Source organism: Microlunatus sp. GCM10028923 (genome assembly GCF_042666975.1).
In the GTDB taxonomy this organism is placed as follows: Bacteria; Actinomycetota; Actinomycetes; order Propionibacteriales; family Propionibacteriaceae; genus Microlunatus.
In genome coordinates, this window is sequence record NZ_JBHTFF010000001.1 from 797,483 (window position 1) to 824,173 (window position 26,691).

The 26,691-nt window shown below is 68.3% G+C and carries 31 protein-coding genes; 17 read left to right on the forward strand and 14 right to left on the reverse strand.

The features are described from left to right. The first annotated feature begins 10 nt into the window (after window positions 1-10). From ACFQU4_RS03525 to ACFQU4_RS03540, 4 genes are all read left to right on the forward strand, one after another. The gene (locus ACFQU4_RS03525) at window positions 11-1,003 is read left to right on the forward strand and encodes an ABC transporter substrate-binding protein (protein ID WP_377487010.1); all 993 of its coding nucleotides are present in this window, start codon (window positions 11-13) and stop codon (window positions 1,001-1,003) included. Next, the gene (locus ACFQU4_RS03530) at window positions 1,000-2,058 is read left to right on the forward strand and encodes a FecCD family ABC transporter permease (protein ID WP_377487013.1); all 1,059 of its coding nucleotides are present in this window, start codon (window positions 1,000-1,002) and stop codon (window positions 2,056-2,058) included. The genes ACFQU4_RS03525 and ACFQU4_RS03530 overlap by 4 nt, the downstream gene beginning before the upstream one ends. A gap of 68 nt (window positions 2,059-2,126) precedes the next feature. Beyond that, window positions 2,127-3,164 (forward strand): FecCD family ABC transporter permease, encoded by a 1,038-nt coding sequence (locus ACFQU4_RS03535; RefSeq protein ID WP_377487016.1) that lies wholly within the window; start codon window positions 2,127-2,129, stop codon window positions 3,162-3,164. Window positions 3,165-3,232: 68 nt separating this feature from the next. Beyond that, entirely contained in the window at window positions 3,233-4,030 is a 798-nt protein-coding gene (locus ACFQU4_RS03540; RefSeq protein ID WP_377487348.1) for an ABC transporter ATP-binding protein, read from the forward strand. A gap of 284 nt (window positions 4,031-4,314) precedes the next feature. Here ACFQU4_RS03540 and ACFQU4_RS03545 read toward each other — a convergent pair whose 3' ends face one another. From ACFQU4_RS03545 to ACFQU4_RS03555, 3 genes are read right to left on the reverse strand one after another with little or no spacing between them, the layout of a single operon-like run. Then, window positions 4,315-4,698: a hypothetical protein gene (locus ACFQU4_RS03545; RefSeq protein WP_377487019.1), complete on the reverse strand. Its 384-nt coding sequence runs from the start codon at window positions 4,696-4,698 to the stop codon at window positions 4,315-4,317. Between the two features lie 18 nt (window positions 4,699-4,716). After that, entirely contained in the window at window positions 4,717-5,757 is a 1,041-nt protein-coding gene (locus tag ACFQU4_RS03550; protein WP_377487022.1) for a methyltransferase, read from the reverse strand. Beyond that, complete coding sequence (locus ACFQU4_RS03555) at window positions 5,754-5,933, reverse strand: hypothetical protein (protein ID WP_377487024.1); 180 nt, start codon at window positions 5,931-5,933, stop codon at window positions 5,754-5,756. Before ACFQU4_RS03555 ends, ACFQU4_RS03550 begins: the two co-directional genes overlap by 4 nt. A gap of 147 nt (window positions 5,934-6,080) precedes the next feature. On the opposite strand from ACFQU4_RS03555, the gene ACFQU4_RS03560 reads away from it, so the two are divergent. Then, window positions 6,081-8,582 carry an ATP-binding protein gene (locus tag ACFQU4_RS03560; protein WP_377487026.1) on the forward strand — a complete coding sequence of 834 codons (2,502 nt, stop codon included), beginning with the start codon at window positions 6,081-6,083 and terminating at the stop codon, window positions 8,580-8,582. Window positions 8,583-8,838: 256 nt separating this feature from the next. Here ACFQU4_RS03560 and ACFQU4_RS03565 read toward each other — a convergent pair whose 3' ends face one another. Further along, the gene (locus ACFQU4_RS03565) at window positions 8,839-9,318 is read right to left on the reverse strand and encodes a VOC family protein (protein ID WP_377487028.1); all 480 of its coding nucleotides are present in this window, start codon (window positions 9,316-9,318) and stop codon (window positions 8,839-8,841) included. A gap of 112 nt (window positions 9,319-9,430) precedes the next feature. Between ACFQU4_RS03565 and ACFQU4_RS03570 the strand changes: the two genes are divergently transcribed. The 3 genes from ACFQU4_RS03570 (at window position 9,431) to ACFQU4_RS03580 (ending at window position 13,158) form a co-directional block, all read left to right on the forward strand. After that, window positions 9,431-10,648 (forward strand): Gfo/Idh/MocA family protein, encoded by a 1,218-nt coding sequence (locus ACFQU4_RS03570; RefSeq protein ID WP_377487031.1) that lies wholly within the window; start codon window positions 9,431-9,433, stop codon window positions 10,646-10,648. Between the two features lie 276 nt (window positions 10,649-10,924). Then, on the forward strand, window positions 10,925-12,172 hold the full coding sequence (gene fdhA, locus ACFQU4_RS03575) for a formaldehyde dehydrogenase, glutathione-independent (RefSeq protein ID WP_377487033.1): 1,248 nt from the start codon (window positions 10,925-10,927) through the stop codon (window positions 12,170-12,172). Continuing rightward, entirely contained in the window at window positions 12,169-13,158 is a 990-nt protein-coding gene (locus tag ACFQU4_RS03580; protein WP_377487035.1) for a hypothetical protein, read from the forward strand. The genes fdhA and ACFQU4_RS03580 overlap by 4 nt, the downstream gene beginning before the upstream one ends. Window positions 13,159-13,266: 108 nt before the next feature. Here the strand turns inward: ACFQU4_RS03580 and ACFQU4_RS03585 are convergent, their stop codons facing one another. Then, entirely contained in the window at window positions 13,267-14,028 is a 762-nt protein-coding gene (locus tag ACFQU4_RS03585; RefSeq protein ID WP_377487037.1) for an IclR family transcriptional regulator, read from the reverse strand. A gap of 164 nt (window positions 14,029-14,192) precedes the next feature. Here ACFQU4_RS03585 and ACFQU4_RS03590 point away from each other — a divergent pair, with 164 nt between their 5' ends. Further along, complete coding sequence (locus ACFQU4_RS03590) at window positions 14,193-15,557, forward strand: hypothetical protein (RefSeq protein WP_377487040.1); 1,365 nt, start codon at window positions 14,193-14,195, stop codon at window positions 15,555-15,557. A 17-nt stretch (window positions 15,558-15,574) separates the two neighbouring features. Here ACFQU4_RS03590 and ACFQU4_RS03595 read toward each other — a convergent pair whose 3' ends face one another. Next, window positions 15,575-16,291: a helix-turn-helix domain-containing protein gene (locus tag ACFQU4_RS03595; RefSeq protein WP_377487042.1), complete on the reverse strand. Its 717-nt coding sequence runs from the start codon at window positions 16,289-16,291 to the stop codon at window positions 15,575-15,577. A 62-nt stretch (window positions 16,292-16,353) separates the two neighbouring features. Between ACFQU4_RS03595 and ACFQU4_RS03600 the strand changes: the two genes are divergently transcribed. The 3 genes from ACFQU4_RS03600 to ACFQU4_RS03610 are packed head-to-tail and all read left to right on the forward strand — an operon-like array spanning window position 16,354 to window position 19,958. Next, the gene (locus ACFQU4_RS03600) at window positions 16,354-17,325 is read left to right on the forward strand and encodes an ABC transporter permease (RefSeq protein ID WP_377487045.1); all 972 of its coding nucleotides are present in this window, start codon (window positions 16,354-16,356) and stop codon (window positions 17,323-17,325) included. Beyond that, window positions 17,318-18,250, forward strand: coding sequence for a carbohydrate ABC transporter permease (locus ACFQU4_RS03605; RefSeq protein ID WP_377487048.1), 933 nt, complete (start codon window positions 17,318-17,320; stop codon window positions 18,248-18,250). The genes ACFQU4_RS03600 and ACFQU4_RS03605 overlap by 8 nt, the downstream gene beginning before the upstream one ends. A 46-nt stretch (window positions 18,251-18,296) precedes the next feature. Further along, window positions 18,297-19,958 (forward strand): hypothetical protein, encoded by a 1,662-nt coding sequence (locus ACFQU4_RS03610; RefSeq protein ID WP_377487050.1) that lies wholly within the window; start codon window positions 18,297-18,299, stop codon window positions 19,956-19,958. Between the two features lie 87 nt (window positions 19,959-20,045). Here ACFQU4_RS03610 and ykgO read toward each other — a convergent pair whose 3' ends face one another. Genes ykgO through ACFQU4_RS03625 form a run of 3 tightly spaced genes read right to left on the reverse strand, consistent with a single transcriptional unit; the run spans window position 20,046 to window position 21,676 of the window. After that, window positions 20,046-20,168 (reverse strand): type B 50S ribosomal protein L36, encoded by a 123-nt coding sequence (gene ykgO, locus ACFQU4_RS03615; protein WP_377487052.1) that lies wholly within the window; start codon window positions 20,166-20,168, stop codon window positions 20,046-20,048. Window positions 20,169-20,201: 33 nt separating this feature from the next. Then, window positions 20,202-21,407, reverse strand: a complete 1,206-nt coding sequence (locus tag ACFQU4_RS03620) for a GTP-binding protein (protein WP_377487054.1) — start codon at window positions 21,405-21,407, stop codon at window positions 20,202-20,204. After that, window positions 21,404-21,676: a type B 50S ribosomal protein L31 gene (locus ACFQU4_RS03625; protein ID WP_377487056.1), complete on the reverse strand. Its 273-nt coding sequence runs from the start codon at window positions 21,674-21,676 to the stop codon at window positions 21,404-21,406. Before ACFQU4_RS03625 ends, ACFQU4_RS03620 begins: the two co-directional genes overlap by 4 nt. Window positions 21,677-21,759: 83 nt before the next feature. Here ACFQU4_RS03625 and rpmG point away from each other — a divergent pair, with 83 nt between their 5' ends. The 3 genes from rpmG to ACFQU4_RS03640 are packed head-to-tail and all read left to right on the forward strand — an operon-like array spanning window position 21,760 to window position 22,574. Next, window positions 21,760-21,927, forward strand: coding sequence for a 50S ribosomal protein L33 (gene rpmG, locus ACFQU4_RS03630; RefSeq protein WP_377487058.1), 168 nt, complete (start codon window positions 21,760-21,762; stop codon window positions 21,925-21,927). 7 nt (window positions 21,928-21,934) lie between these two features. Further along, window positions 21,935-22,240, forward strand: a complete 306-nt coding sequence (gene rpsN / locus ACFQU4_RS03635) for a 30S ribosomal protein S14 (protein ID WP_377487061.1) — start codon at window positions 21,935-21,937, stop codon at window positions 22,238-22,240. Between the two features lie 58 nt (window positions 22,241-22,298). Beyond that, the gene (locus ACFQU4_RS03640) at window positions 22,299-22,574 is read left to right on the forward strand and encodes an HU family DNA-binding protein (RefSeq protein WP_377487064.1); all 276 of its coding nucleotides are present in this window, start codon (window positions 22,299-22,301) and stop codon (window positions 22,572-22,574) included. Between the two features lie 157 nt (window positions 22,575-22,731). Here the strand turns inward: ACFQU4_RS03640 and ACFQU4_RS03645 are convergent, their stop codons facing one another. From ACFQU4_RS03645 to ACFQU4_RS03665, 5 genes are all read right to left on the reverse strand, one after another. Next, window positions 22,732-23,007 (reverse strand): hypothetical protein, encoded by a 276-nt coding sequence (locus ACFQU4_RS03645; protein WP_377487066.1) that lies wholly within the window; start codon window positions 23,005-23,007, stop codon window positions 22,732-22,734. Beyond that, complete coding sequence (locus ACFQU4_RS03650; RefSeq protein WP_377487069.1) at window positions 23,001-23,387, reverse strand: maleylpyruvate isomerase N-terminal domain-containing protein; 387 nt, start codon at window positions 23,385-23,387, stop codon at window positions 23,001-23,003. The genes ACFQU4_RS03645 and ACFQU4_RS03650 overlap by 7 nt, the downstream gene beginning before the upstream one ends. 94 nt (window positions 23,388-23,481) lie before the next feature. Then, on the reverse strand, window positions 23,482-24,864 hold the full coding sequence (locus ACFQU4_RS03655) for a wax ester/triacylglycerol synthase domain-containing protein (RefSeq protein ID WP_377487072.1): 1,383 nt from the start codon (window positions 24,862-24,864) through the stop codon (window positions 23,482-23,484). 71 nt (window positions 24,865-24,935) lie between these two features. Further along, window positions 24,936-25,385, reverse strand: coding sequence for a pyridoxamine 5'-phosphate oxidase family protein (locus tag ACFQU4_RS03660; RefSeq protein ID WP_377487075.1), 450 nt, complete (start codon window positions 25,383-25,385; stop codon window positions 24,936-24,938). A gap of 5 nt (window positions 25,386-25,390) precedes the next feature. Continuing rightward, window positions 25,391-25,798, reverse strand: a complete 408-nt coding sequence (locus ACFQU4_RS03665) for a pyridoxamine 5'-phosphate oxidase family protein (RefSeq protein WP_377487078.1) — start codon at window positions 25,796-25,798, stop codon at window positions 25,391-25,393. Between the two features lie 162 nt (window positions 25,799-25,960). Here ACFQU4_RS03665 and ACFQU4_RS03670 point away from each other — a divergent pair, with 162 nt between their 5' ends. Beyond that, window positions 25,961-26,350, forward strand: a complete 390-nt coding sequence (locus ACFQU4_RS03670; RefSeq protein WP_377487081.1) for a pyridoxamine 5'-phosphate oxidase family protein — start codon at window positions 25,961-25,963, stop codon at window positions 26,348-26,350. Further along, complete coding sequence (locus tag ACFQU4_RS03675; RefSeq protein WP_377487084.1) at window positions 26,340-26,675, forward strand: hypothetical protein; 336 nt, start codon at window positions 26,340-26,342, stop codon at window positions 26,673-26,675. Before ACFQU4_RS03670 ends, ACFQU4_RS03675 begins: the two co-directional genes overlap by 11 nt. Window positions 26,676-26,691: the final 16 nt, after the last annotated feature.

The window sequence follows — 26,691 nt, forward strand, 5'->3', positions numbered from 1 at the left end:
GCGACACTCGATGACCACCTTGAGACGACGAACGGTGGCGCTCGCCACGGCCCTGCTGAGCGCGGCCCTGGCCCTCACCGGCTGCGGCAGCGGCCCTGAGGCGACGCCGACCGAGACCACGAGCACGATCCGCAGTTTCGAGGCTGACAACGGGCCGGTCGAGATTCCCGCCGACCCACAGCGGATCGTCGCGCTCGGCTCGGCGCAGACCTATCTGGCGCTCGGCGTAGAGCCGGTGGGACTCGGGCCGAAGGCCTCCGAGGCGGACCTTCCGTGGTTGTCTGCCGAGGAGAAGCGAGCCAACGACGCGGCGGTCGACGTCGGTGACCCGGTTGACTACGAGAAGGTTGCCAGCTTGAAGCCGGATCTCATCGTCGTCAGCGAGCCCGATCATGTGCTGGAAGGCGACAAGTACGACGCGGAGCGGCTCCGGTCGATCGCGCCGACTGTCTACTTCGAGGTCGAGAACTCCAGATGGAAGACCCAGACCGAGCGGCTTGCCGACGCGACCGGCGCACTCGACACCATGAAGGAGGGCAAGGCCAAATACGACGCGCTCATCGCCGAGATCCAGGACCAATATGGTGACCTCTTCGATTCCACGACCTTCTCGTTCCTGAACAACTGGACTGGGTCGGCGGGCGAGTTCGCTGTCGAGTACGCCCACTCGTACTGCACCGCCTATGCCACCGAAGCCGGTCTGAGGATCCTCCCCGATCCTCCGAGTGAAGAGCTCGATGGACCCGGACCGTCGCAGTCGATCGAGGGCCTCAGCGACCTGGCCGCGAGCGTGGACGTACTTGTCTATCCGCTCGGTGCTGACAGAGAGGTGAACCCCAAGTTCAAACCGACCATGGGAACGAACGTCTGGACGTCGCTCCCACAGGTCAAGGACGGCCGAGCACTCGGAGTGCGGTGCAACATTGGCCCGACCTATGCGAGCAAGATCGGCAATCTGGAGTCGCTGAAGGAGGCGCTCAGCACGCTTCCCGGGGCCGAATGACGCTCACGGATGCGCAGCAGACGGCGGCTCGTCCGGAGTCGCCGTCCGCTGCGTCGACCGGACCTGGCCGCCGCCGTACGGTGGGGCTGATCGTCGCTCTCGTTGCGCTGATGGCGCTGGCGGTGCTGAGCGTGATGGTGGGCTCGAAGGCCATCCCGCCGACGGTGATCTGGGATGCGCTGTTCCATCCGTCGACCGACCCGGACCAGTTCTCGATCCGTGACTTCCGCGTTCCGCGCACGGTCGTCGGTCTCGTGGTCGGCGCGGCGCTGGGGCTGTCGGGTGCATTGATCCAGGCGCTGACCCGCAATCCGCTGGCCGATCCGGGCATCCTCGGCGTCCATGCCGGCGCGTCCTTCGCGGTGACGGTCGCCGTGGGTGTGCTTGGCGTCCGCGAGATTCAGGGCTATCTGTGGTTCGCCTTCGCCGGGGCGCTGATCGTCACGCTGATGGTGCTCGCCCTCGGGTCGACGCGGCAGGGTCAGTCCCCGGTGGTGATGGTGCTGGCCGGGGTCTGCGTCGGCGCGGTGCTCGGGGGCGCCAGGGAGGCACTCCAGTTGACCAACCCGGACGCCTTCGACGCGATGCGATCCTGGAACGCCGGTTCGATCGTGGGCCGTCCGCTCGACCTGGTGTGGCCGATCCTGCCGTTCTTCGTGGTGGCGCTGGTCCTGACTTTCGCGGTGTCGGGTCCGCTCAACGCCATGGCCCTCGGCGACGACCTGGCCGTCGCCCAAGGCGTCCGGCTGGCCCGCACCCGCGTCGTCGCGATCCTCGCGCTGACCCTGCTTGCCGGGGGTGCTACTGCCATCGCCGGACCCATTGGGCTTGTCGGGCTCATGGTTCCGCACGTCGCGCGCTGGATCGTCGGGCCGCACCAGCGCTGGATCTTCGCCTACAGCGCGCTGCTGGGCCCCAGCCTGCTGCTGGCATCCGACGTCCTCGGGCGGGTCGTGATGCGGCCCGGCGAGATACCCGTCGGTATCGTCACCGCCTTCGTCGGTGCACCGGTCCTCATCGCGCTGGTGCGGCGGAAGAGGGCGAGCGGACTATGAACGCCGACACTTCGACTCGGCCGCGGTCGGCTCGCCTTCGGCCGACGGGCGGGAATCCAGTGGAGCGGGTGGACTTCGGGCGGCCGGTTCTGGTGTTGCGGCGTTGGACGGTCGCGGTGCGGCTCGAGTGGCGTCCGGTCGTTGTCTGTGCGGTGCTCGTGGTCGCGGTCGTCGGTCTGGCGGTGCTCGCATTGATGACCGGCTCGTACTCGCTTGGCCCAGGCCAGGTGCTTTCCGCGCTGGCCGGCGGGGAGACCGGGCTGATCCACGACATCGTGGTCGAGTGGCGGCTGCCCCGCGTGGCCGCGGCGCTCGTGTTCGGCGCCGCGCTGGGTGCGAGCGGGGCGGTCTTCCAGTCGATGCTGCGCAACCCGCTCGCCGACCCCGGCATCATCGGGTTCTCGCAGGGCTCCTACAGCGGCGCGCTGATCGTGATCTTGGTGATCAACGGCACCTACACGCAGCTGGTCGGCGGAGCGCTGCTGGGCGGGATGGTCACGGCTGTCGCGGTCTATCTGCTCGCCTACCGGCGCGGGGTGCAGGGGTTCCGGCTCATCATCGTCGGCATCGGGGTCTCGGCGATGCTGGGATCCCTGAACACCTGGTTGATCCTCAAAGCCGACCTGGAAGTCGCGATGGCGGCCGCCGTATGGGGTGCCGGGTCGCTCAACGGGGTGTCCTGGAACCAGGTCTTGGTCGGCGGAGCCGTCATTGGTGCGCTCCTGGTCCTGGCGGGGATCCTGAGCCGGCCGATGCGGCAACTGGAGCTGGGCGACGACACGGCCGCAGCACAGGGAGTACGGGTCGTCGCGGTTCGGCTGGCCCTGGTCGTGGTGGGCGTGGCCCTGACCGCGACCGTCACCGCTGCAGCGGGACCAATCGCGTTCATCTCCCTGGTCGCGCCGCAGATCGCCCGCCGGCTCGCCCATACCGCCGGGATCACCCTCGCACCTGCCGCCTGCGTCGGCGCCCTGCTGTGCCTGGCGGCGGACTACCTTGCCCAGCACGCCGCACCGACTCCGCTGCCGGTCGGGATCATCACCGTCATGCTCGGCGGTGGGTACCTCGGTTGGCTGCTGTTCACCGAAGCCAGGAGACGCCTGTGAAACTTCATGCCGGCACGGTCAACGTCCGGGCGACGGCGACGGACCCGCCCGGACCGGACCCGTCGCCCATCGGCGGCTCACGCCTCCAGGTGCAGTCGGCGACGATCGGCTACGACCAACGCGTCATCTCCCGCGAGTTGTCGGTGGAGATTCCGGACGAGTCGTTCACGGTGATCGTCGGTCCGAACGCCTGCGGGAAGTCGACGCTGCTGCGCGGGCTGTCGCGGCTGTTGAAACCGTCGGCCGGCCGGGTGGTCCTGGACGGAGCCTCCATCCATGCCTTCAAGACCAAGGAGGTGGCGCGGCGGGTCGGGCTGCTGCCGCAGACCTCGATCGCCCCGGACGGGATCACGGTGGCCGACCTGGTGACCCGCGGTCGGTATCCGCATCAGGGCTTCATCCGCCAGTGGACCGAGGCTGACGAGCGGGCCGTGGTCGCGGCGATGGCCGCCACCGCCGTCACCGACCTGTCCGCCCGGCCGGTCGACGAACTGTCAGGCGGACAGCGGCAACGGGTATGGGTCGCGATGGCCCTCGCTCAGCAGACGCCCATCCTGCTGCTGGACGAGCCCACCACCTTCCTGGACATCGCACACCAGATCGAACTGATGGAGCTCTTCACCGACCTGCACGAACAGGGCCGGACCCTGGTGGCCGTACTGCACGACCTGAACCAGGCCGCACGCTACGCCACCCACCTCATCGCGATGAAGGACGGCGCCGTCGTCGCCGAGGGAACACCGGCCGAGATCGTGACCGCCGACCTCGTCGAGGCGGTGTTCGGACTGCGCTGTCTGATCGTGTCCGATCCGGTGGCCGGCACGCCGCAGGTGGTGCCCTTGGGCAGGGACCGAAAGCAGGCCTGACGAGCGCGGCGGACGCCGGACTCGTCCTGCCGGATCACCGGACAGACAGCTCGACTTTCCGCAACGCAGGATGCAGCACGGCCGTGCCCGGTGTGAGTCCCGACCAGAGATGCCGCAGCCCGAGCGAGAAGCAGGGGTCGAACTCTGTTGCTACTGGGCGCATGCATGCCTTCGATGTGACCAGCCGCCGCAGACGTGGCACCGACGCGGACCGGCCTGCACCGAATCAACAAGATGCCTCGGAACTGCGGAACGTGGTCTTCGACCGGCTCGGGGCACGTTGATCAACTAGGTCCAGGAGCAGCGCATCCGGCCGGAGCTCCAGTGGCAGATCCCGATGTCGTCGTAGTGGCCGCGTGTGAGGTAGGCCCTGCTGGCGCCGGGCCGGCAGCCGTTCCGGTCGTAGACCGTTCCCAACCGCTGCCGTTGTGGAGTCGGATGAAGGCCTGTGCGCGATCGTTGCAGCGGCGGTCGACGACGAAGGCTGACTTGCCGTCCTCGCTGATGCAGCCGTAGCCGTACTCGTCGCCCACGCACTGCCGGTATGACACGCGTGGTTCTGTCGCGTTCGCCGTACCGGTCCCGCCGGCCAGGGCGCTCAGGACGGTCGTCGCTGCGGCGATCCCGATGATGACGGCCGCGCGGCGGAGCTGCTTGGTGATGATCATCTGTTTCCTTTCCAGGGGCTACGGTTTGCGGCCGATGACGGCACCGTTCGCGCCCGGAGCGTCGAACCGGACAGTGCGGACGTCGGTGAATCCGAGATCACGGAGCCAGGCGGTGTACTCGGCGGACGTGTAGTTGCGGCCCTCGGTCTCGATCAGCATGTTGAGGCTCATGAGCGCGGCTGCCGGCGGACCGGCCTTGTCGTCGTCGACGAGCAGCTCGCTGATGATCAGTTCACCGCCGCTCGGCAACGCGGCCCAGCACTTCTGGAGGATCTCGTGATCATGCTCCTCGTTCCAGTCGTGCATGATCATCGAGAGCAGGATGAGGTCGTGCCCGGCGGGATAGACCGGGTCGGTGAAGAAGTCGCCGGTGATCGTCTGGATCCGCTCCGAGAGTCCCGCCTCCTTGATCTTTCCGGCGGCGAAGCCGGCCACGTCGGCGAGTTCGTACACGCTTGCGGTCAGGTCGGGATAGAGCCGGCAGAGTTCGATGTCGTAGGCACCGGAGCCGCCGCCGACGTCGAGCAGCCGACGGTGATCACTCAGGTCGATGGTCGCCCCGAGTGAGTGTGCGGTGTACGACGACAGCGAGTGCATCGCCTCCCAGAAGACACTCAGCAGTTCCGGGTCGACGTCGGCGAAGATCGACGTCTGGCGCTCGGGGTCCCAGGTGGTGGGGCGGTTGGTCCGGATCGCCTCGGTCAGCTTCCCCCAGCCTGGGTAGAGCCGCTGGTCCAGCATCGTCACGAAGCCGCCGAAGTAGTACGGCTTGCCGCGCACCAGGAACTCCTCGGCGTGCGGGCTGTTGACGTACGCGTCGCCGTTCTTCTCCAGCAGGCCGAGCGCCGCGCATCCGGTGAGCAGCATTTCTGCCGGCCGCGGGTGGAGGCCCAGCTCGGCCGCCAAACCGTCGGTCGTCGTGCCGTCGGTGCCGGACAGCCGGGTGAACAGGTCGAGTTCGTGGGCCGCGGCGAGTGTCTTGGATGCCCAGAAGCCGGTGGCCAGCTGCATCAGCGGCGCTGGCGACGGGGCCATTGGTGCCGAATCCGGCACGGTCATGGATTTCTCCTCCGGTCAGGGGTCGTGACGGGGATGCTGCGTTCGATCACGACAGTCAGCTCGCGGCGGACCCGCCACCGGCCGCAGTCACAGCGCTCGTACGCGACCGCGCCCTCGCTGGTCCGGTGCTGCGACACCGTCGTCCAGTGGTGCAGGTGGCTGGCGTTGGTGATCACGGTTTCGCTGCCTCCCCGGGGTGGTTCTCGGTACATCCACTGTTCGCCGAACCGGCCCGCCGAGACAGGTCGCGGACCGGACATCTGGCGGACATCTCCGATGCCGGTTCGCTCGTGATCGTCCTAAACTGCCTCGGGGGAGGCAGCGTGACCGTGACCCAACCTGGACCATCGACGTTCGGCGCGCTGCTGCGTGCCTGGCGGGAACGGGCACTGCTCACCCAGGAGGAGCTCGGGGAGCGGGCCGGCCTCGATCCGCGGACCTTGCGGCGTTGGGAGTCCGGTGCGTCCCGGCCGCACGGCCGGTCGTTGCGATCGGTCGCCGATGCCCTCGGGCTCAACGACGACGAGGCTGCTGCACTGGCCGCGGCCGCCCGTGGTGTGCCGTCGACGGACCAGGCCACCGCGAGGCCCGATCGTCCGCACCAACTACCACCGGCACCGTCGCACTTCGTGGGTCGCGGCGACGAGCTGGAGTCCGTCCGGGCGCAGGTCGCGGCGGGCCGGTCGGTCATCGCCATCGAGGGCATGGCGGGGGTAGGCAAGACGGCCCTCGCCATCCAGGCGGCTCGGTTGCTGGCCCCGCATTTCCCCGACGGCGAGCTGTTCCTCGACCTGCACGGCTTCAGCGAGCGCACCCGGCCACTCCAGCCGGCCGAGGCGCTGGCCCGGCTGATGCGGGGCCTGAACGTGCCGGCCACGGACCTGCCCGCCGAAGTCGAGGAGTGCGCGAGCCAGTTCCGCAGCCTGGTTGCCGAGCGTCGGTTGCTGTTCGTGTTCGACAACGCGGCCGCAGCAGGCCAGATCACGCCCTTGCTGCCGGCTACCCCGACTTGCCAGGTGATCACCACCAGCCGGCACACGCTCACCGGCCTCGACCGCGGCGCGACGATCCGGCTCGGCGCGCTGTCGCGGCCGGAAGCGGCCGATCTGTTCGTACAGGCCGCGGAGTCTGCCGAGGCGCCCGATTCCGAGGAGCTGTATGAGGCGGTGGACCTGTGCGGGCGGCTCCCGTTGGCGCTCCGGATCGCCGCGGCCCGGCTCCGTTCCCGGCCGTCCTGGCGGCTGGCCGACCTGGTGCCGCGGCTGCGGGCGCAGCGTGCCGCCGTGCTCGACCGGAGCGATGATCAGTCCCTCGGCGTGTCCGCGGCGCTCGACCTGTCCTACGCCGCGCTGGACGAGCCGGTCCGCCGCGCCTATCGGCTGATTGGATTGATGCCCGGCCGCGATCTCGACGCGCGCGCGGCTGCGGCCCTGCTGGCGACCGGCGAGCCGGCCGCCGAAGTTGCGCTGGACAGCCTGCAGGATCTGCACCTGATCGACGAGGAACCGGCCGGGCGGTACGGCATGCATGATCTGACCCGGGCCCACGCCGCCCGGCACGCGCTGGCCACCGAGAGCGAGCGGGACCGGACCGACGCGCTGATCCGGCTGCTGGAACACCACTGTGCCTGGGCGAGCGCAGCGATGGACACGGCGCACCCGTACACCAAGAGCCGTCGACCCGAGCCGCCGTACCGGGTGCAGCCGACCTGGACCGCAGGGGAGGCGAACGGCTGGCTGGACACCGAACTGCCGAACCTGCTGGCCGGCGCCCGGGCCGCCGACGAGCACCACCTGCACCGGCACGTCATCGATCTGGCCGGAGTGGTGCACCGGTTGTTGATCATGCGAAATCAGATCGCCGAGGCCGATGCGCTGCACGGAATGGCCTTGCGGGCGGCGGAACAGGCAGGCGACCGGGCGGCCGAGGCCCGGGCACATCGAGACCTGGGTCGGGTACGGCGACGGTTGAACGACTACCGGGGCGCGGCCGAGCAGTTCGACCGGGCGCTGTCGCTGGTCGCGCAGGAGCGGCAGCCGCTGGTGGAGGTGGACGCCCATATCGAGCTCGCCTCGACGGTGCGCTACGGCGGCAGCTCGGTCGACCATGACGAGCACCTCCGCCGGGCGGAACGGATCGCCCGGCAGGTGGGGGACGAGCTGGGCCAGCTCGAGGTCCAGGTGGAGATCGCCCACACTCGACTGAACGAGGGCGACTATCGGTCGGCAGCCCGCCATTTCGATCAGACCTTGGGCCTGGCGCAGCGGGTCGGTTACCGCGCGCGGGAGGTCACCGCCCTGATCGGCCGGGGCCGGACCGACGCCGAACTGGGGCAGCCGGCCGCCGCAGTGGACCGCTTCCGCAGCGCCGTGGAGTTGTCGCGTCGGTACGGCCTGCCGGTCGGAGAACTTGCAGGCCTGGTCAACCTGGGCCATGTCACCCGCCGCAGCGGCGACCCGTCGGCGGCGCGCGACTGCTACCGCGAGGCGTTCGTCATCGCTCGTCGTACCGGAGACCGGAACTGGCAGTACGAGGCACAGCTCGGGACGGGCCGTGCCCACGCCGCCGAAGGCGACGGCCGCTCGGCGCTCGAACATCATCGGCAGGCTCGCCTGCTGGCCGAGCGGGCGCAGGTGCGAACCGATCTCGCCCGGACCGAGGACTGCCTCGGCGATGCCCACGCCGTGCTCGGCGATCCGGCCCGCGCCGAGCACCATTGGCGGGCCGCACTCGCTCTGCTCGACGACCTCGAAGTTGATCACACCGACGATCCGGAGACCAGCCGGGAGACGATCAGGAACAAGCTGGTGGCGAACACGCACTGAGCCTGTCGAAGGGGGCAAGTGGGGGCCGCCATGCCCCAGTAGGGCGATGCCGACTGCGTTGTCGACATGCCGCGAGACCGGGTCGGCCCTCGGTCACTCGTCGTCGGTTACTGGTTCGATCAAGCCGGGCGGCTTCCGGGCGTCGGTCCGTTAGGGGCCCGGGTCCATGGGTTCTCCTGATCGGCGTCGGTGGCCTTGTTCCAGCACACCGGCGCGGCCCAGCAGACAAGGAACGTGAGAGTGAGTGCCTTCAGCTTCAGTCCAGCTGCAGGCGGGGCGTCGGGTAGAAGGTGGGTGCCCGGTCGGGTCCGAACTCGACGCCGGTGAACGGCGCGTGGTCTCCGAACGGCGACAGGATCCGGATCACCGTGCCGTCGGGGTCCGGTACGTCGAGTTGCACTCCGCCTCCCGGCCCGCGGTCGAACAGTGGGCCGTGCTCCACACCGAGTTCGTCGAATCGCTCGGCCAGTGCTTTCAGTACGTCGACGGACGGTACGCCGAGGCTGACGACGTCGAAGCCGGCCAATGAGGGATTGCCGGGCACGGTGTCGAGCCGTCGCAGGCCGATCAGGAACCGCTCGTCGTCATCGGTCAGGACCGCGCCGGTGACGACGCCGGGCGGGCCGAACTCCCAGGCCAGTCGCAGCCCGAACACCCGCCGGTACCAGTTGACACTGCGCTGGAGATCCGTCACCGGGATCTTCACCTGCAAGATCCGCTCGAAGCCCAGGTCCATGGCGATTCCCCCTCGAAGTCGGCCTTCCCCAAGGATGCGGCCACCCGGCGGCCTCGTCCACCTGGTGCGACCACCTGTTCCGTCCTGGGGCAGTGATGGAAGGCTGGTCCCCGTGAAAATCGGTGTGATCGGAACTGGACAATTCGCCCGCAGCTTCATCGGGCTCTGGCAACTCCATCCCGACGTCGAGGAGGTGTATGCCTGTGACGTCGTACCGGAGCGGGCCAAGGACCACGCGGAGAAGCACGGTCTGGCCGGGACGTTCGACACGTTCGAGGACGCGCTGGCCTCCGATATCGACTCGGTGGCGATTCTGACCCAGCGGTGGACCCACGGGCCGTTGGTGTTGCAGGCCCTCGAGGCCGGCAAGAACGTCTATTCGGCGGTGCCGATGGCGATCAGCGTCGAGGAGATCGGCGCCATCGTGAAGAAGGTCGAGGAGACCGGCCTGATCTACATGATGGGGGAGACCAGCTACTACAACCCGGCTGTGGTCTGGGCGCGGAGCAAGATCGCCCAGGGCGAGCTGGGCCGGGTCTTCTACTCCGAGGGCGACTACGTGCACGACATGGACAACGGCTTCTACGCCGCCTATCAGTACAGCGGCGGTGACGACTGGAAGCGGACCGCGAGCTACCCGCCGATGCTGTATCCGACCCATGCGGTGGGCGGCGTGCTCGGCGCGGTGCCGTCGTATGCCACCAGCGTCAGCTGCATCGGCATCCGCGACGATCGTGGCGACGGCGTGTTCGACAAGGAGGTTTCGCTGTGGGGTAACGAATTCTCCAACATGACCGCGCTGTTCGAGCTCGCCGACGGCGGCACGATGCGGACCAACGAGTTCCGTCGGGTCGGCTACTGGCACGGTCACGAGTCGCGGTTCCGCTTCTACGGGACCGAGGCGGTGATGGAGCAGTCCGGCCACGGTGCGACGTACAGCATCAAGACGGAGGGCGAGAACTACCGCAAGGGCAAGACGCTCGACATCAGCGACGAGTTCTACACCAAGGGCGGGCAGATCCCCGAGGGCTTCGGCGACGTCGACCCGGCGCTGATGCAGAGCTTCGCCTCCGGCAACGCCAAGGTGCAGGACCGGAGCCGGTTGCCGAAGGAGTTCGAGGGGGCCCACAACGGACACGAGGGCTCGCACCACTTCCTGGCCGACGACTTCGTCCGCGCGGTGACGACCAAGACCCAGCCGCCGGTCAGCGCCTGGCGGGCGGCCCGGTTCACCCTGCCCGGGGTGGTCGCCTACGAGTCGGCGAAGCAGTCCGGTGCCCGGATCGAGGTCCCCGACTTCGGCGAAGGCCCGGCGAACCCGAACTGGTGACCTGACCGCCGCTGATCACCGGATCGTGGCTACGAACGGCAAGACGCCCCTCACCAGGCAGTACGCCTGGTGAGGGGCGTTTCCGCGGATCCGGCTGATTCCGGCTGATCCGCACCCAAATGATCATGAGATGGGTCGCAGCCGGACGGGCTTCCGCTGCTGCGTGGCCCCACCTGACCGACCAGTCCGAATCCGGTCCCGGTCCATTCAACTAGCGCATCAGCACCGATAGGGTCCGAAGGGTCGGCGGCTGCCGACATGGGCGGAGGAGGACTGGTGGTAGGCAACAAAGCTGTGACCTATGTCGGTTCAGGCAAGGTCGAAGTCCGAGACATCGAGTATCCGGGGCTGGAGCTTCGCGACGGTCCGGGCGTCAACCCGGCCAACGTCGGACGGAAAGTGCCGCACGGCGTGATCTTGAAGAACGTCGCCACCAACATCTGTGGCAGTGATCAGCACATGGTGCGCGGCCGTACGACTGCGCCGGAAGGTCTGGTGCTGGGTCACGAGATCACCGGAGAAGTGGTCGAGAAGGGCCCCGACGTCGAGTTCATCGAGGTCGGCGACCTGTGCTCCGTGCCGTTCAACATCTCCTGTGGGCGATGCCGCAACTGCAAGACGGGCAAGACCGGCATCTGTCTCAACGTCAATCCCGACCGGCCGGGCTCGGCGTACGGGTACGTCGACATGGGTGGCTGGGTCGGTGGCCAGGCGGAGTACGTCATGGTGCCGTACGCCGACTGGAACCTGCTGAAATTCCCGGACCGGGACCAGGCCATGGAGAAGATCCTCGACCTGACGATGCTCTCCGACATCTTCCCGACCGGCTATCACGGCTGTGTCTCGGCCGGGGTGACCACCGGTTCCACGGTCTACATCGCGGGTGCGGGCCCGGTCGGATTGGCGGCGGCGACATCGGCGTTCCTGCTTGGAGCGGCTGTGGTGATCGTCGGTGACCTCAATGCGGATCGGCTCGCCAAGGCCAAGAGCTTCGGCTGCGAGACCATCGACGTCTCCCAGGGCGAACCGCAAGATCAAATTGAGCAGATCCTCGGCGTCCCGGAGGTGGACAGCGCGGTCGATGCCGTCGGGTTCGAGGCACGCGGGCACGGGCCGGACGGTGCGGCCATCGAGAAGCCGGCCAGTGTTCTGAACTCCCTGATGGATCTCACCAGGGCCGGCGGCTCGCTCGGCATTCCCGGGCTCTACGTCACCGGCGACCCTGGTGCCAAGGAGGAGGCGGCCAAGGTCGGTTCGCTGTCCCTGAGGCTCGGCCTCGGCTGGGCCAAGTCGCACGCGTTCTACACCGGACAGTGTCCGGTGATGCGGTACAACCATCAGTTGATGATGGCCATCCTGCATGATCGGGTGCAGATCGCGAAGAACGTCGACGCCACCCCGATCCCGATCGAGGACGCGCCCCAGGGCTACGCCGATTTTGATCAAGGGGCGGCCAAGAAGTTCGTCCTCGATCCGCACGGACTGATCCGGGCGGCCCACTCCGAGCAGGCGGTGAGCGCGTGACGGACTCGATCAGCGAGCCGGCTCTCGACTATCGATGGTCGGCCTTCCCGGAGGATCCGGAGCGGGCGGACGGCTGGGCCCACCACGGCGTGGCCGTGACGACGGACGGCCGGGTGGTGACCTTCGCACCGTCGGGTGACGAGGTGGTGATCTCCAACGCCGAGGGACAACAACTGGACCGCTGGCCCACCGGACTGACCGAGGGGCACTGCATCTCGCTGTCGCGCGATGACGACGGAGACCACATCTGGATCGCCGACCCGGGCAGCAAAATGGTGGCCGACTCGCCGGGAAGCTATCGCGGATTCACTCCCGGTGATCATGGTCGGGTGGCGAAGTTCGACCTGGCCGGGCGGTTGGTGCTCGAGCTCCCGCTCCCGGATCACCCGGCCTACCGCGAGGGACGATTTGCTCCGACCTCGGTCGTGGCGGACTCCACCGGCGACGGCGGTTCCGGCGACGTCTGGGTCGGCGATGGGTACGGCGCCAGCCTGGTCCATGTCTATGGTCCGGATGGCGCGTATCGGCAAACCTTGCCGAACGAGTTCAAGTGTCCGCACGGCTTGATCATCGACCGCCGCCGCGACGAGCCGGAGCTCTACGTCGCCGACCGGGAGAACCAGCGCTTGCAGGTCTTCGGGCTGGACGGTCAGTTCCGTCGGATGTCCGGCGAAGGGCTGCTCCGGCGGCCCTCGGCGTTCGCCATCTCCGGTGAGAAGTTGATCATCGCGGAGCTGGAGGCGCGGGTGGCCGTGCTGGATCTCGATGATCAACTTGTCGGCTACATCGGCGCCGACGACGAGGCGGTCTCACGTCCCGGCTGGCCCAACGCGATCTCCTCCGACGAGCTGACCGTGCGTCCCGAACTGCAGCCGGGCCGCTTCAACTCGCCCCACGGTGTTGCGGTGACGCCCGATGGCAAGATCGTCGTCGCCGAGTGGCTGATCGGTGGTCGGGTGAACCAACTGAACAACGACGCCGACTGAGGATGGGGCCATCGTGACCTCTCAGCTGCTCGGCCGACCTTCAGGCCCGAACGACGTCTACGACCAGGACCGTCCAGGGTGAGGGGTCACGAAGCGATCAGCGCGGGATCAGCTGATTGCCGCCTCGACCAGCCGGCGGGCCTGATGCAGCTTGAGGCGTACGCCCTCGCTGGTGAGGACGTCCGACGGGCCGGAGATCGCCAGGGCGAGGGGATGTCCTTCATGATCACGGAGTCGGGTCGCGGCAGTGACGTGGCCGATCGCAGCCCACTGCGGGAGCACCAGGGTCTGCTGCCGCAGTGATCGGCGGGCGACACGAAGCAGCTCCGACGGTGTGGACGGAACGGCAGCCGTCGGCTGGTCCCAACCGAACTTCGCACGCGAGCCGGCCAGCAGCTCGAGAGCAGACCGCTGTGGCAGTTCCAGCAGGAACAGCAGTCCGGGCGAGGACAGATGCAGTGGGAAGTCACGGCCGGAGAACAGTCGGGTGTCCTGGCCGTGCGTGGCCTGGTCGAAATAGAGCAGCTGGCGCCGCCAGAGCATGCACAGCGAGACGCTGAGGCCAGAACACATGGCGGCCGCGCGTTCCATCGCCAGCTTCGGTCGCAGAGTGATCGGAAGGTGCTCGCCCGCGCGCAGGCCGAGAGCCAACAGGCCGTAGTCCGGCGCAAACTCGCGATAGCCGAGCTTGCGGGCATAGCCGGCGGCGACAAGATCACGAAGGATCCGCGACGCGGTCGTCTGGTGCACCCCGCACCGGTGCCCCACTTCGGTCGCGGTCAGCGGCCCCGAGGCCCGGACCAACTGGTCGAGCACGGCCAGCCCCCGGCCCAGCGACTGCATACGGTCGACCCGCTCGATTACGGACATGGCGGCTCCGTCACGTTCCGGGCAGCCGGACTATGCGCCGGCCGCATGGTTGTCGGTCGTGTGCTGCGGCCTGCACAGCTCGGGTGGCAGGGGGTACGGGCCGGGAAGCAGACTCCGATACGGAACCCGCGGCCGAGCGTCCGCGGCCTGCAGAGAGGATGATCATGACCGACTCGCCCTTCGCCATCAGCGGCGTCGTCCCGGCAATCGCGGTGAAAGCTGATCATGGACATCGGTCGGAGACCGGGATCGGTGCCCTGATGCCGTGGGCCGGCCGTCTGTGGTTCGTCACGTACGTGGCACACAAGCGCGGCGGCGGCACCGGGCTGTTCAGCCTGGACGACGACTTCCAGATGATCAAACATCCGGAGAGCGTCGTCGGCACCTACGCGAATCGGCTGGTGCACAAGGAAAGCAGCCAGCTCTTCATCGGTCCGCACGTGATCGACACCGCCGGTGCTGTCCGTACCATCGACGGGCTGGTGAACACCCGGCTGACCGCGACCTGCCGGCACCTGACAGACCCCGCGAACAAGGTGTTCGTGCTCGGGATGGAGGGCGAGTTCTTCGAGGTCGACGTGCACACCCTCGAGGTCAAGCAATTGTTCGACCTGCTCCTCGAGCTCGACGTCGCGGGCCGGCCGCACTTCAAGGACGCCTATACCCGGCACGGCCGGGTCGTGGTGGTGAACAACTCCTACTTCGACGAGGACTTCCGGGCGGGGCAGAGCGACGGTCGGCTGGCCGAGTGGGACGGGACCGAATGGCGGATCCTGGCACGGACCCAGTTCAACACCCTGGCGAGTGCGAACGGGATCGGCGAAGCCATCTACGCGGTCGGCCAGGACCGGGCGTCCGCGTTGTTCCAGGTCTTCCTGCCTGACACGGGCTGGACGACGTATCGGCTTCCGAAGGCGACCCATACCCAGGATCACGCCTTCACCACCGAGTGGCCGCGGATCCGCGAGGTCGAGTCGGAACGGCTGCTGATGGACGCCAGCGGCCTCTACTACGAGTTGCCGGCGATGACGTACGACAACGCCGTCTGGGGATTGCGGCCGATCTCCACGCATCTCCGCGTGGTCGGCGATTTCTGTTCCTGGAACGGGCTGCTGGTCCTCGCGGGTGATCAGACGACACCGATCGGGGATACCAACCCGGTGGCCGGTCAGCCGCAGGCCAACCTCTGGTTCGGCACGACCGACGACCTGTGGAAGTTCGGCAAACCGTCGGGCTGGGGCGGGCCATGGTGGGACACGCCGGTCACGGCCGGGCTGCCGTCCGATCCGTACCTGATGACCGGCTTCGACGCCAAGTGTCTGCATCTCAGCCAGGACGCCGATCAACCGCTCGACGTCGCGGTCGAGATCGACTTCATGGGCACCGGGAGGTTCCACCGCTATCACACGATCACTGTCCCGGCAGGCGGGTACGAGTGCTTCACCTTCCCGCCCGGCTTCAGTGCGCACTGGGTCCGCCTGGTTCCGTCGGCCGACTGCGTCGCGACCGCGCAGTTCGTCTACACCTGAGCGGGATCGGGAACATGTCAGGGTCCGATCGCCCTGGCCGTCTTCCGGAGCCGGTCGACCAGGTCCGGCACCTCGCCGTCCTGGAAGGAGCCCGCTAGGCCGACGGCGGCGACCACGGGGTCGCCGACTGTGACGCCGACGGTGCGGACGTGTTGTGCGCCGCGGCCCTGGGTCAGGGCGAAGCCGTTGTTCCGGGTGACCCGCAGGCGGGTGAGCAGTCCCTCCGGTCCGTCGAGTTCGGTCGGACCGTCCGGCGCAGCGGCGTAGCGCTCCTTGACCTCGGCTTCGTCCAGGTCGGCGAGCAGGGCGAGCCCGAGCCCTGAGCCTGCGGCTGGGTAGGCGGCCTCCCGGCCGAGCATCTGTCCGGGTGTGTCCCCGGTGCGCGCGAAATACAGGTAGCAGACCTCAGTTCGCCACAGGACGCCGAGCGCGACCATGTGCCCAAGTGGCAGCAGTCGCTCCAGCGGTTCGACGGAACGACGCAGCAGGTCCGAGCCGTGCAGGGCCTGGGCGGCGAGCACGTGGATACCCGGGCCGGGCCGGTACTTGCGCGACTCGTCCTGCTCGGCCAGGCCGACGTAGGCGAGCGTCTTGAGAAGTCGGTTGGCCCGTGTCGGCTCGATGCCGAGGGACCGGGCCAGCTCCCGGGAGCCGATCGGGCCGTTCCTGGCGGCCAGGGCCTGCAGGGCGGCGAGTCCGTCGATCAGAGATTGGTTTGGCTGAGCCGGACGCATAGTGCTATCTTAGCAACACCTCGATGGTGCTAACAAAGCATCACTCATCGGAGGGTAGATCGATGGCGATACTCACGGCAAGGCGGCCGCTCTCGACCGATCGCCGCCCCCGGCCCCAGCGGCGGATCTCCGTCCAGGCCCGACTGCAGCGGGACAGTCCGCTGCTGGTGATGGCGCTGCCGGTGGTGATCCTGCTGCTCGTCTTCACCTACATTCCGTTGATCGGGAACCTGGTGGCCTTCCTGGACTACATCCCGTACCTCCCGCTGGAGGAGTCGCCGTGGGTCGGGCTGGACAACTTCGCCGCTCTGCTGTCTGATCCGGGCTTCTGGTCGGCCTTCGTCAATACGGTGCAGATCACCGCGCTGCAGATGATTTTCAGCTTCCCGGTCCCGATCCTCTTGGCGATCTTGCTGCACAGCCTGATCTCCCCGTTCATCCGTGGGTTCGTGCAGTCGGTGATCTATCTGCCGCACTTCCTGTCCTGGGTGATCGTCGTCGCGATGTTCGAGCAGGTGCTGGGCGGGGACGGGGCGGTGGCCGACGCGGTGCGATCCCTGGGTGGTGAGCAGGTAAACCTCATGACCAACCCGGACACGTTCAAGCTGCTGCTGGTGTCGCAGGGGGTCTGGAAGGACGCCGGCTGGGGCACGATCATCTTCCTCGCAGCCCTGACCAACATCGACTTGAGTCTGTACGAGTCCGCGGCGGTCGACGGGGCCGGCAGCGCCCGCCGGTTCTGGCACATCACGTTGCCGGGGATCCGGCCGATCATCGTGCTGCTGATGATCTTGCAGCTCGGCACCTCGCTGTCCGTCGGGTTCGAGCAGATCCTGCTGCAGCGCGACGCGGTCGGCGCCGACGCGGCCGAGGTGCTCGACACCTACGTCTACTTCCGCGGCGTCGTCGACGGCGACTGGAGCATCGGCGTCGCCGCGGGCCTGCTCAAAGGCGTGGTCGGTCTGATCTTGATCTTGGCGGCCAACAAGCTCGCCCACCTGCTGGGCGAACAGGGGGTGTATTCGCGTGACTGAACTGATCACCGAGCCGAGCCGACGGCGACGGCGCGGACCGGGGGTCGGCCGGCCGATCTGGATGGGGCGGCCGCCGGCCGTTGTGCTGGCGCTCAAGGCCCTCGCGTTGATCGTGATCGTCGCCCTGATCGCGTTTCCGTTCCTGATCGTGGTCTCGACCAGCCTGGCGACCGAGGCCGAGATCAACGCCGGCGGCGGTTACGTGCTGCTGCCGACCACGCCGACCCTCGATGCCTATCTGCAGGTGCTCGCCGGTGATGTGGTGACCCGCGCCATCGTGGTCAGCCTCGGCGTCACCGTCGTCGGAACCGCTGTCTCGCTGGTGTCGACCGTGCTCGCAGCCTACGCTCTGAGCCGTCGCGGCACCCTGCTGCACCGCCCGCTGCTGACCCTTGTGCTGCTCACGTTCCTGTTCACCCCCGGGCTCATCCCTATCTATTTGATGATCAAGCAGCTCGGTCTGCTGGATTCGTACTGGGCGCTGATCCTCCCGGGAGCCGTGAGCGCCTTCAACCTGGTCATCGTCCGCGGCTTCTTCATGGGCATCCCCGGCGAACTGCTGGACAGTGCCCGGATCGACGGCGCCTCGGAGTTCCGGATCCTGGCGCAGATCGTGGTGCCGCTGTCCCGGGCGGTGATCGCGGTGATCGGCATGTTCTACGCCGTCGGCTACTGGAACGCCTTCTTCAGCGCCCTGCTCTACCTGAACGACTCCACCAAGTGGCCGCTGCAGTTGGTGCTGCGCACCTACGTCCTGCAGGGCACCCCGATCGGTAAGGAGGCCGCAGAGGTCGGCGTCCTGCCGCCGACCCAGGCGCTCCAGATGGCTGTGGTGGTGCTGGCCATCATTCCGATCGCCTGCATCTATCCCTTTCTGCAGCGCCACTTCCGCCGCGGCGTCCTGACCGGCGCCGTCAAGGGCTGAACCCACCTCGACCGCCGACGTTCGATCCGAGAGGACTCCCATCATCATGATCAGCACAGTTCCCGGTCCTGCATCGGGGCCCATCACCCGGCGCGGCCTTCTTGCCTCGGCCTGCGGGATCGCGGCGTCCGCCGGGGCGTCCGGCCTGCTGTCCGGGTGCACCGGGGGCGGTTCCACTCCCGCCGAGCGGAACGCCGGCCACGTCCCGCTGCCGAACCAGACGCCGTTCACCAAGATCACGCCCGACCTGCCGGGAGATCAGAACAAGGGGATCAGCCCCGGCTTCTTCAGCTACCCACTGCCGGCCGAGCAGGTGCAGACCGTCACCGGCCAGGTGGGATCCGGCGGTGATCTGACGAACCTTGTGGTCACGTTCTCGCCGCCGCCGTCGACCATGGCGAAGAACGCGTACTGGCAGGCTGTCAACGCCGCGCTGAACGTCAACCTGAAGTCGATCTTGGTCCCGGACGACTTCGCCACCAAACTCGCCGCCGTTCTCGCCGGCAACGACTTGCCCGATCTGATCACGCTCTATCCCGCCGACGGCTGGGGTCTGCGGCGGTACGAGTCGGTGGTGCAGGCCAAGTTCGCCGACCTGAGCGACCACCTCTCCGGCGATGCCGTCCAGGAGTACCCCAACCTCGCCCGGCTGCCGCAGGACAGCTGGCGGCCAGGCCTGGTCAACGGCCGGATCTTCGCCACGCCGACGCTCCGGATCGGCACCGGTGGGGCCGTCTTCTGCCGGTCGGATCTGATCAGCAAGTACGGGGCCGATCCCCAGCCCGGTAACGCGAGCGACTTCGAGCAGCTGTGCCAGACCTTCTCCGACCCGGACGCCAAGCGATGGGCGCTTGCCAACGACGGCAGCTGGATGACCCGGCTGTTCTTCCCGATGTTCGGCGTGCCCAACGGCTGGCGTACCGACGATGGCGGCGGGCTGACCAACCAGATCGAGACCGAGGAGTGGAAGCAGGCGGTCGGCTATATCGCCGAGACCTGGCGCAAGGGCTGGTGGCACCCGGACAGCGCCGGCGCGCAGTCGGTGGAGTCCGATCCGCTGTTCGCCAACGGCACCGTCGCGCTGCGCGGCGACAACATCGTCCGGTACACCGTGCGCGGCAAGCTCAACTTCGCTGTTGATCTTGTCCGGCCGTTCCTGGTCGACGGCGGCCCCGCGCAGCACATCTCCCGGATCGAGACCGACTTCCTCACCTTCGTGAAGAAGGGCGAGGAGGACCGGGTGCGGGAATGCCTCCGGGTATTGAACTATCTGTCAGCCCCGTTGGGCAGCAAGGAGAACTTCCTCCGCACCTTCGGCCCTGAGGGGACCAACCACACCATCGAGGATGGCCGGCCGACCCTCACCGACCGCGGCGAGGCGGAGACGACGGCACTCTCCCTGCGCTTCGTCGCGGGTGGCCCGGATGTGCTGTTCGCGTCCAATGGCGACGCGGACATGGTGACCAAGATCCACGACTACCAGACGGCCGTCGCCGATCACCGGCAGCTCAGCCCGACCGACGGTCTTTTCGCCGAGTCGTTGTCCGGCACCACCCAGATCAACCAGTTGATCACCGACACGATCAACGACGTCGTGCTCGGCCGCAAACCCATCGGCGCGCTGGATGAGGCCGTGACCAAGTGGCGCAACGGCGGCGGCGACAAGCTCCGTGAGGAGTATCAGGAGGCCCTGGCCGGCGACCAATAGAGCCCTGGGGACTCCGTAGCGGAGGTGCGGCCAGCCGTCGACCGGTGCAAGGCCGGCGCCCGTCAAGGTCGTCCTAGTCGATCATGATCAGCCCTGACGTGCCTTGAGTCGGGGATCCAGCTTGTTGATCACGAAGACCCGGCCCCGGCGTCGTACGATCTGCGCGCCGGGCTTCTTCTTCAGGGCTCGCAGCGAGTTGCGTACCTTCATCGAATTCTCTTCCTCTCGTGGTGTTCGGTGGGTTCAGATCCGCAGGTCGGTCGAAGCGGCATGATCATGACCGAAGGACTCTCGGAGCCGGAGCGGGTCGGGATAGCGGCTCCAGCCCCGTGGGCCGAGGGCGTACTCCTGGTCGGTGAGCGCGCACCGGGCCAGGCCGGCCTCGAGGTCGGCGGGGTCCACCTCCTCGCCGGTGAACGCCAACCAGGTGCCTCGGTCTCCGTACCGGGAATGCCAGTTGAGCATGCCCTCGGTGTCCAGTGACTGTCCGGGCCGATCGGCCCGGTCGGCGAGCCACGGGCCGCAGTCCGAGAAGCCGATCTTGGGTCCGATGCCGGTCCAGCCGAGTTTGCGCTCGGGGATCGAGGCGATCCAGAGGCGGCCTCGGGTCCAGACGCAGCCCGCGGCCAGGTCGGTGAACGATTCCTCCAGCCGGGCGGGATGCAGGGGCCGCCGGGTCTGGGCCAGGAAGGTCCTGACCTGGTCCCCGCGGTGATCGAGCGGGATCATGATCGTCGCCGGCGACGTCCGCCAGGCGACCTCGACGGGATCGAAGCGCGAAGCACCCAGCACCGGTGCCGGGAGCGGCACCGGCCGCCGGTCGGTGCTGATCATGGTGGCACGGCTCTGCGGTGCGATGTGCGTGGTCAGCTCGATGCCGAGGGTCTGGTCCCGGTCGTCGGGGTCGAGCCGGTCGACCACGTGAACGTAGCTGTCGCAGAGGAGCAGCTCCTCGACGACGAACTCGCCGCACGGCTGATCATTGTGGCCCACCGCGACTCCGAGGTCGGCGAGAGTGGCCGCCGACCAGAGGGTTTCGGAGAGCGACGCGGGGTCGACGGCGGTCGTGATCGATCCCGGACCGACCGGGTCGCCGTCCAGGTCGAGGGCGTCGACCGCGTCGATCACCGCGGACGCCGACACCCCCGGCGGCAGACACACCAGCAGCACGGAACCCCAGCCCGCGAACGCGTAGTCGCCGAGCCGCCGGGTGAGGTCGAGCTGAATCGAGCAGGCCTGACAGTCCATGATCAACTCGACCGGCTCGCGGTCCAGCTCGATCCGTCCCCGCCGGACCGACCTGATCAGGTCGCCGTGATCGTCGGTGGAGTATTCGATCACCGGCAGGTGCCGATGCGATCCGCTGAGGCGGTCGCGGACCGCGATGATCGATTCGGCCCGGAGTCCGGAGACGGCGCTGACCTGGATCGCCGGTGACCGGCCGGTCACCGGTCGGTCTGCTCTGGCCGGGCGGACCGGCTGCCGTAGCGACGCCGGAACTTCTCGACCCGACCGGCGGTGTCGACCACCCGCGCGGTTCCGGTGTAGAAGGGGTGGCTGGCGGACGAGATCTCGACATCGACGACGGGGTAGGTCTGCCCGTCGGTCCAGCTGATCGTCTGATCCGAGGAACGGGTCGATCGGGTCAGGAAGGTGAGACCGGCCGACTTGTCCCGGAACACGACCGGTCGATACTCGGGATGGATTCCTGGCTTCACGCCGACTCCTAGCTGGGTCGTCTGTCATTCCGTAATGAACATGACTATCATATCCATGAACACAACCATGGTCAGGAGTACGGATGGCACGACGAAACGAGGTGCGCCCGTTGATCAAGCTGAGGTCGACGGCCGGTACCGGCTACACCTATGTCACCAAGAAGAACAAGCGGAACGACCCGGACCGGCTGGTGCTGCGGAAGTTCGACCCGCGGATCCGGCGGCACGTCGATTTCCGCGAGGATCGGTGATCCCGGGATGGCCAAGCAGAGTCTGATCGTCAAGAACCGGCGGCGCGCCGAGATCGTTGAGCGCTACCGGGAACGCCGGGCCGAGCTGAAGCGGCAGATCAGCAGCCGGACGAGTACGGAAGCCGAGCGGGACCTGGCCCGGCTGGCCCTGGCCCGACTGCCGCGCGACAGCAGCCCGACCCGGCTGCGCAATCGCGATGCCGTCGACGGCCGGCCGCGCGGGTTCCTCCGGGTGGCCGGCGTGAGCCGGGTCCGGTTCCGGGGTATGGCGCACCGCGGTGAGTTGCCGGGCATCACCAAGTCGAGCTGGTGAGGTGGTGCCGGCCATCCGAGAGAGGAATTCCATGATCAAGAACGAACGAGAAGGTGCCATGGCGAAGGCTGAACTGGTCGGGAAGATCGCCGCCGAGACCGGTCTGGAGCAGGGCGTCGTCGATCGGGTGCTGAGCGGGCTCGATCGCGCTCTGATCGACATCGTGCGGGCCGGCGACGAGCTGCGGCTCGCCGGCCTGCTCGTCCTGGACGTCGTCGATCGCGCGGAACGGCAGGGGAGGAACCCGCAGACCGGCGAGCCGATGACGATCCCGGCCGCCCGCCAGGTGCGGCTCCGCCCGGGCACCAGGCTCAAGCAGGCGGCCCGCGGCTGAACCGGGCCCCGCTTGATCAGCTGGACATCTCGTGATCATGGCCGGCCGGGCGTTGCACCACGGCCGGCTCGTGCGTGATCATCAGGAGCCGTCCTCACCGAGACGTTCGGGCCGACTGGTGAGGGGCGTCTGCCGTGTCTCGAGTGGTTGGTTCGCGCTATCCGAGGATCAACGGGAGCCTCGGGGCCAGCCGGCCCAGGGCGGTCCGCTCGGCGGCGGACGGGGCGCGCCGGCCGGTGCCGATCAGCAGTGCGTCCGCGTCGGACCAGGTCCCGGGAAAGGGTGCGCCGGCGATCTGCTCCAACATCGCGCGGGTGCGCGCGAGTGACTCGGCAGGTGGTTCGGTGGTGCCGGTCAGGTGGGCGATCAGGTCGAGGTGGTGCAGGGTCCACTCCAGCACGTACGCGGACAGGTAGTCGCCGGTCGTCAGCACCTGGTCCTGGGTACGGATCCGGCGATCCGGGTCGGCCAGTTCGGCTGCGCGTCCCGCCGCGGTGCCGACGTCGTCGAAGTGGTGCAGCAGCAACGCGGGTCCTGATAGGCCGCGGCGAGGCGCACGATCAGCGCGTCCAGCGGGTCGTCGCCGGTCGGCGGCGTCGTACCCACCTCCCAATACGTCACTGCGTCCCGGGTCGGCTCCTCCTCGGCGGGCGTGACGAGGGTGATCAGCACGTCCTGGGCGTCGATGATCAAGTGGCAGACCAGGTCCCGGACCAGCCAGCCGGTGCAGCCGGACGGCCGGGTGAAGTCCTCGGCGGAGAGGTCGGCGACGGCTCGGCGCAAAGCCGTCCACGAGTGTGAGAAGAGATCCACGGCGGCAACCTACTGGGTTGCGCGGGCGATCGAGGAGTGCGGGCGTCACAGGTCTGCTGATGGACTCGTGTCCCTTCGTGGTTGCGATGGGCGGTCAGTACGCAGCCGAATCCGGTACGGACTCCGGGACCATGATCATGGCCAGCTCGGTGGTGAGCGCATCGACGACCACGGCCGGGTCGGGGAAGCGGCGGGGATCCATGATCACCGAGATGGTCAGGGTGCCGGCGTAGGACAGCACGATGAAACCGAGCGACTGGTTGCCGTCGTCGGCGACACCGACCGGGATCGCGACCTGGATCGGAACGCCGCCGAAGGTGATCGGCTCGGCCGGGCCACGAATGCTGCTGACCAGCGTGTGCATGCGCCGCTGATGGTTCAGGTACCAGCGGAACCAGCCGGCGGCCGCGAGCAGCCGGAACACCCAGCCGAGGAGCGCCATCGGTGGCGGTCCCTGTGCGCCGGGCTTTCGCGCGCGGGTGATCGCCGCCACCTGGCGCAGGCGGGCGGCGAGGTCGCCGTGGGTCGGCACTCCGACCAGCATCGGGCTGACCTGGTTGCCGGCCGAGGACTCACCGACGGGACGGCCGGAGACCGGGACGCCGATCCGGAGGGTGTCGAGCTTTTCGCCACTCGACCGCAGCAACCGCTCGAACAGCGCGGCGACGGCGACCAGGATCGCGTCGTTGGTGGTCGCGCCCTGCCGGTGCGCGGCGGCGCGGAGCGGTGCCCGGGGTATCCGTACCACCGCGAGCCGACCTCGGCCGCCGGTGGGGCCGACCAGGGAGCAGGCGGCCGCAGGTGGTGGAACGGCGCCGCCGCTGGATGCGACGGAGGCTCGGAGCAGGCGTAGCCGGTGGCCGCTCTCACCCACTTTCTTGATCAGCTCCGACCAGGCGGCACGCGCCAGGCGGGCCCGGGACGGACGAGGCCGCGGGAAGCCCCGGTCAGGACCTGCGGCGCCCGGATCGGCAAGCTCGGTGAGGATGCCGAGGCCGCCGACACCATCGGTGAGCGCATGGTGCAGCGCGATTACGAGCGCGGTGCGGCCGCCGGCCAGGCCGGTGATGAACGCTCCCGACCACAACGGGCGGTCGCGGGGCATCGGCGTCCTGACGACCTGATAAGCGGCATCCAGCAGTGCTTGATCATCCGCGGGCTCGGGGCACCGCACCAGGCGCAGATGTCGGCCGAGCTCGAAGGCATCGTCGTCGACCCAGATCGGTCCGCCGCAACCGGCCGGCGTCTTGATCAAGCGCTGCCGGAGTCGCGGGATTCCCGCCACCCGTTCCGCCATCAGCTGCTGGGCCGAGCCGAGATCGAAGCCGTCCGCCTCGAAGATCAACAACACCCCGAAGTTCTTCGGCGTCCTCCCGCGGTCGATGGCCAGGAACGCGCGATCGGTGGCACTGGCGCGGTCGAGCACCGGCTCCGCGTGGCCCCGGGTCCCGGAGATCTGACCCGAATGAGCTGGCATGGCTACCTCCGACGTCCTGCTGCGTACGGACCAAGATCGACAACGGTGCCGCAGCTGAGCACGGTGCCGCGCTAGTCGGCCTGGTCGGTCGCGAGCCACTCCGGGGGCGTCCCGGCGACGACCGTGCGTCCGGTGATCTGGTCGAGGGTGACGGCGATGAAGAGGTTCCTGGTTCCCGGGGCCCAGGGCACCGGGTCCTTGGCCCGCCAGACCGCGACCAGATCTCCGGGGTCGGTGATGCCTCGGGCCCGGCCGTGGACCACGACGCTCCAGCCGGTCCGGGTGCTCGCGTCGAACGCGTCGACCTCGAACACGGCCGGTTGCTGCCGGTGCAGACCGGCCAGCGGCCCGTACGGAGAGGTGCGGAACACGATGGTCCGATCATGGAGGGCGTACGTGACCGGAAGCAGCTGGAGGCCGTCGTCGTCGGTCCAGCCGATCCGGCCGATCACCTGGGAACGGAGCAGGACCAGGCACTCCTCGGCCGGAATCGGGCGGAAGCTGCCCTGCGTGTCAGCCATGGAGATCAGACTCCTCCGACGATACGGCCGCTGAGGCGGTCGATCGCGATCGTGATGAACAGGTTGCGGGTGCCCGGCGCCCACGGCACGGGATCCTCGGCGGACCACAGTTCGGCAAGATCTTCGGCGGCGGCAACGGCGCGGGTACGGCCCTGGGCGACGACGCTCCAGCCGGACCGGCTGTCGACGTCGAAGCGGTCGACTTCGAAGGCCACGGCGCACGGATCGCGCAGTGTTGCGAGGAGCCCGTACGGAGCGGTACGGAAGACGATGCCTTGATCATGGACCGCGTACGTGACGGGTAGGACCTGTACACCCTGATCGCCCGACCAGGCGACGCGACCGATCACCTGGTGGGTGAGGAGTTCCAGGCACCGATCCGGTGGGAGCACGCTGAACGTTCGGCCCGACACGGGTTTCTCCTTGATCGTCGTCGCTGTTGTCTCCAGCGTTGCCCGGCCGGAAGCTCCGGCGCAGGGGCGAAAGTCCCGAGGCCGGGTGAGTTTCAGCCCTGCCGTCGACACGACCGGAGCAGTGGACTTTCGGTAACGGCAGCCGCAACGCCAGGAGAGATCATGATCACTGACCCGGACGTCGATTCGCTCACCGCAGAGGCGGACGGGCGATTCCTGTTGGGCGGCGCGGAATGTTCCGCGCTGATCCGGACGCATCGTCTCGGCCGGCTGGTGTGGACCGAGACGGCTGGACCGCAGGTCCGCCCGGTCGGCTACCGGTCGCGACTCGACGGGACCGAGATCATGATCGGCGGCGGGAACCTGAACACCCGGCTGCGGGCGGGCCAGTTGGTGGCGCTGCAGATCGACGATCTCGACCTGGAGACGGCCGTCGGATGGTCGGTGACGGCCTACGGCCGGATCACCCGGGGCGCGACGATCGGTGTACTGGCGGTCGCGGTCGATCGCCATAGCGGTACCTACTGGACGGGAGACGGACATGGAGACTGACCGGGGAGCGACGGGGCGGCGGGCCGGCGCGAGGCGGTGGGCCCTGACCGGATCGGCGGTGGCTCTCGTACTGCTGGCAGGTTGCGCGGCCGGGCCCAATGCGCTGGTGGGCCAGGGGCCGGACCCGGCCGGCTTCTGGCTCGGGCTGTGGCACGGGCTGATCAGCCCGATCACGTTCCTGATCTCGTTGTTCCGCACGGATGTGAACGTCTACGAGGTCGTCAACAACGGCAACTGGTACGACTTCGGGTTCATCCTCGGCGTCTTCTTGATCTTCTCCGGCCCGGCGGGTGGCGGCGTGGTCCATGGCAGACGGAGCCGCTGAGCCCGCGAGGAGGACC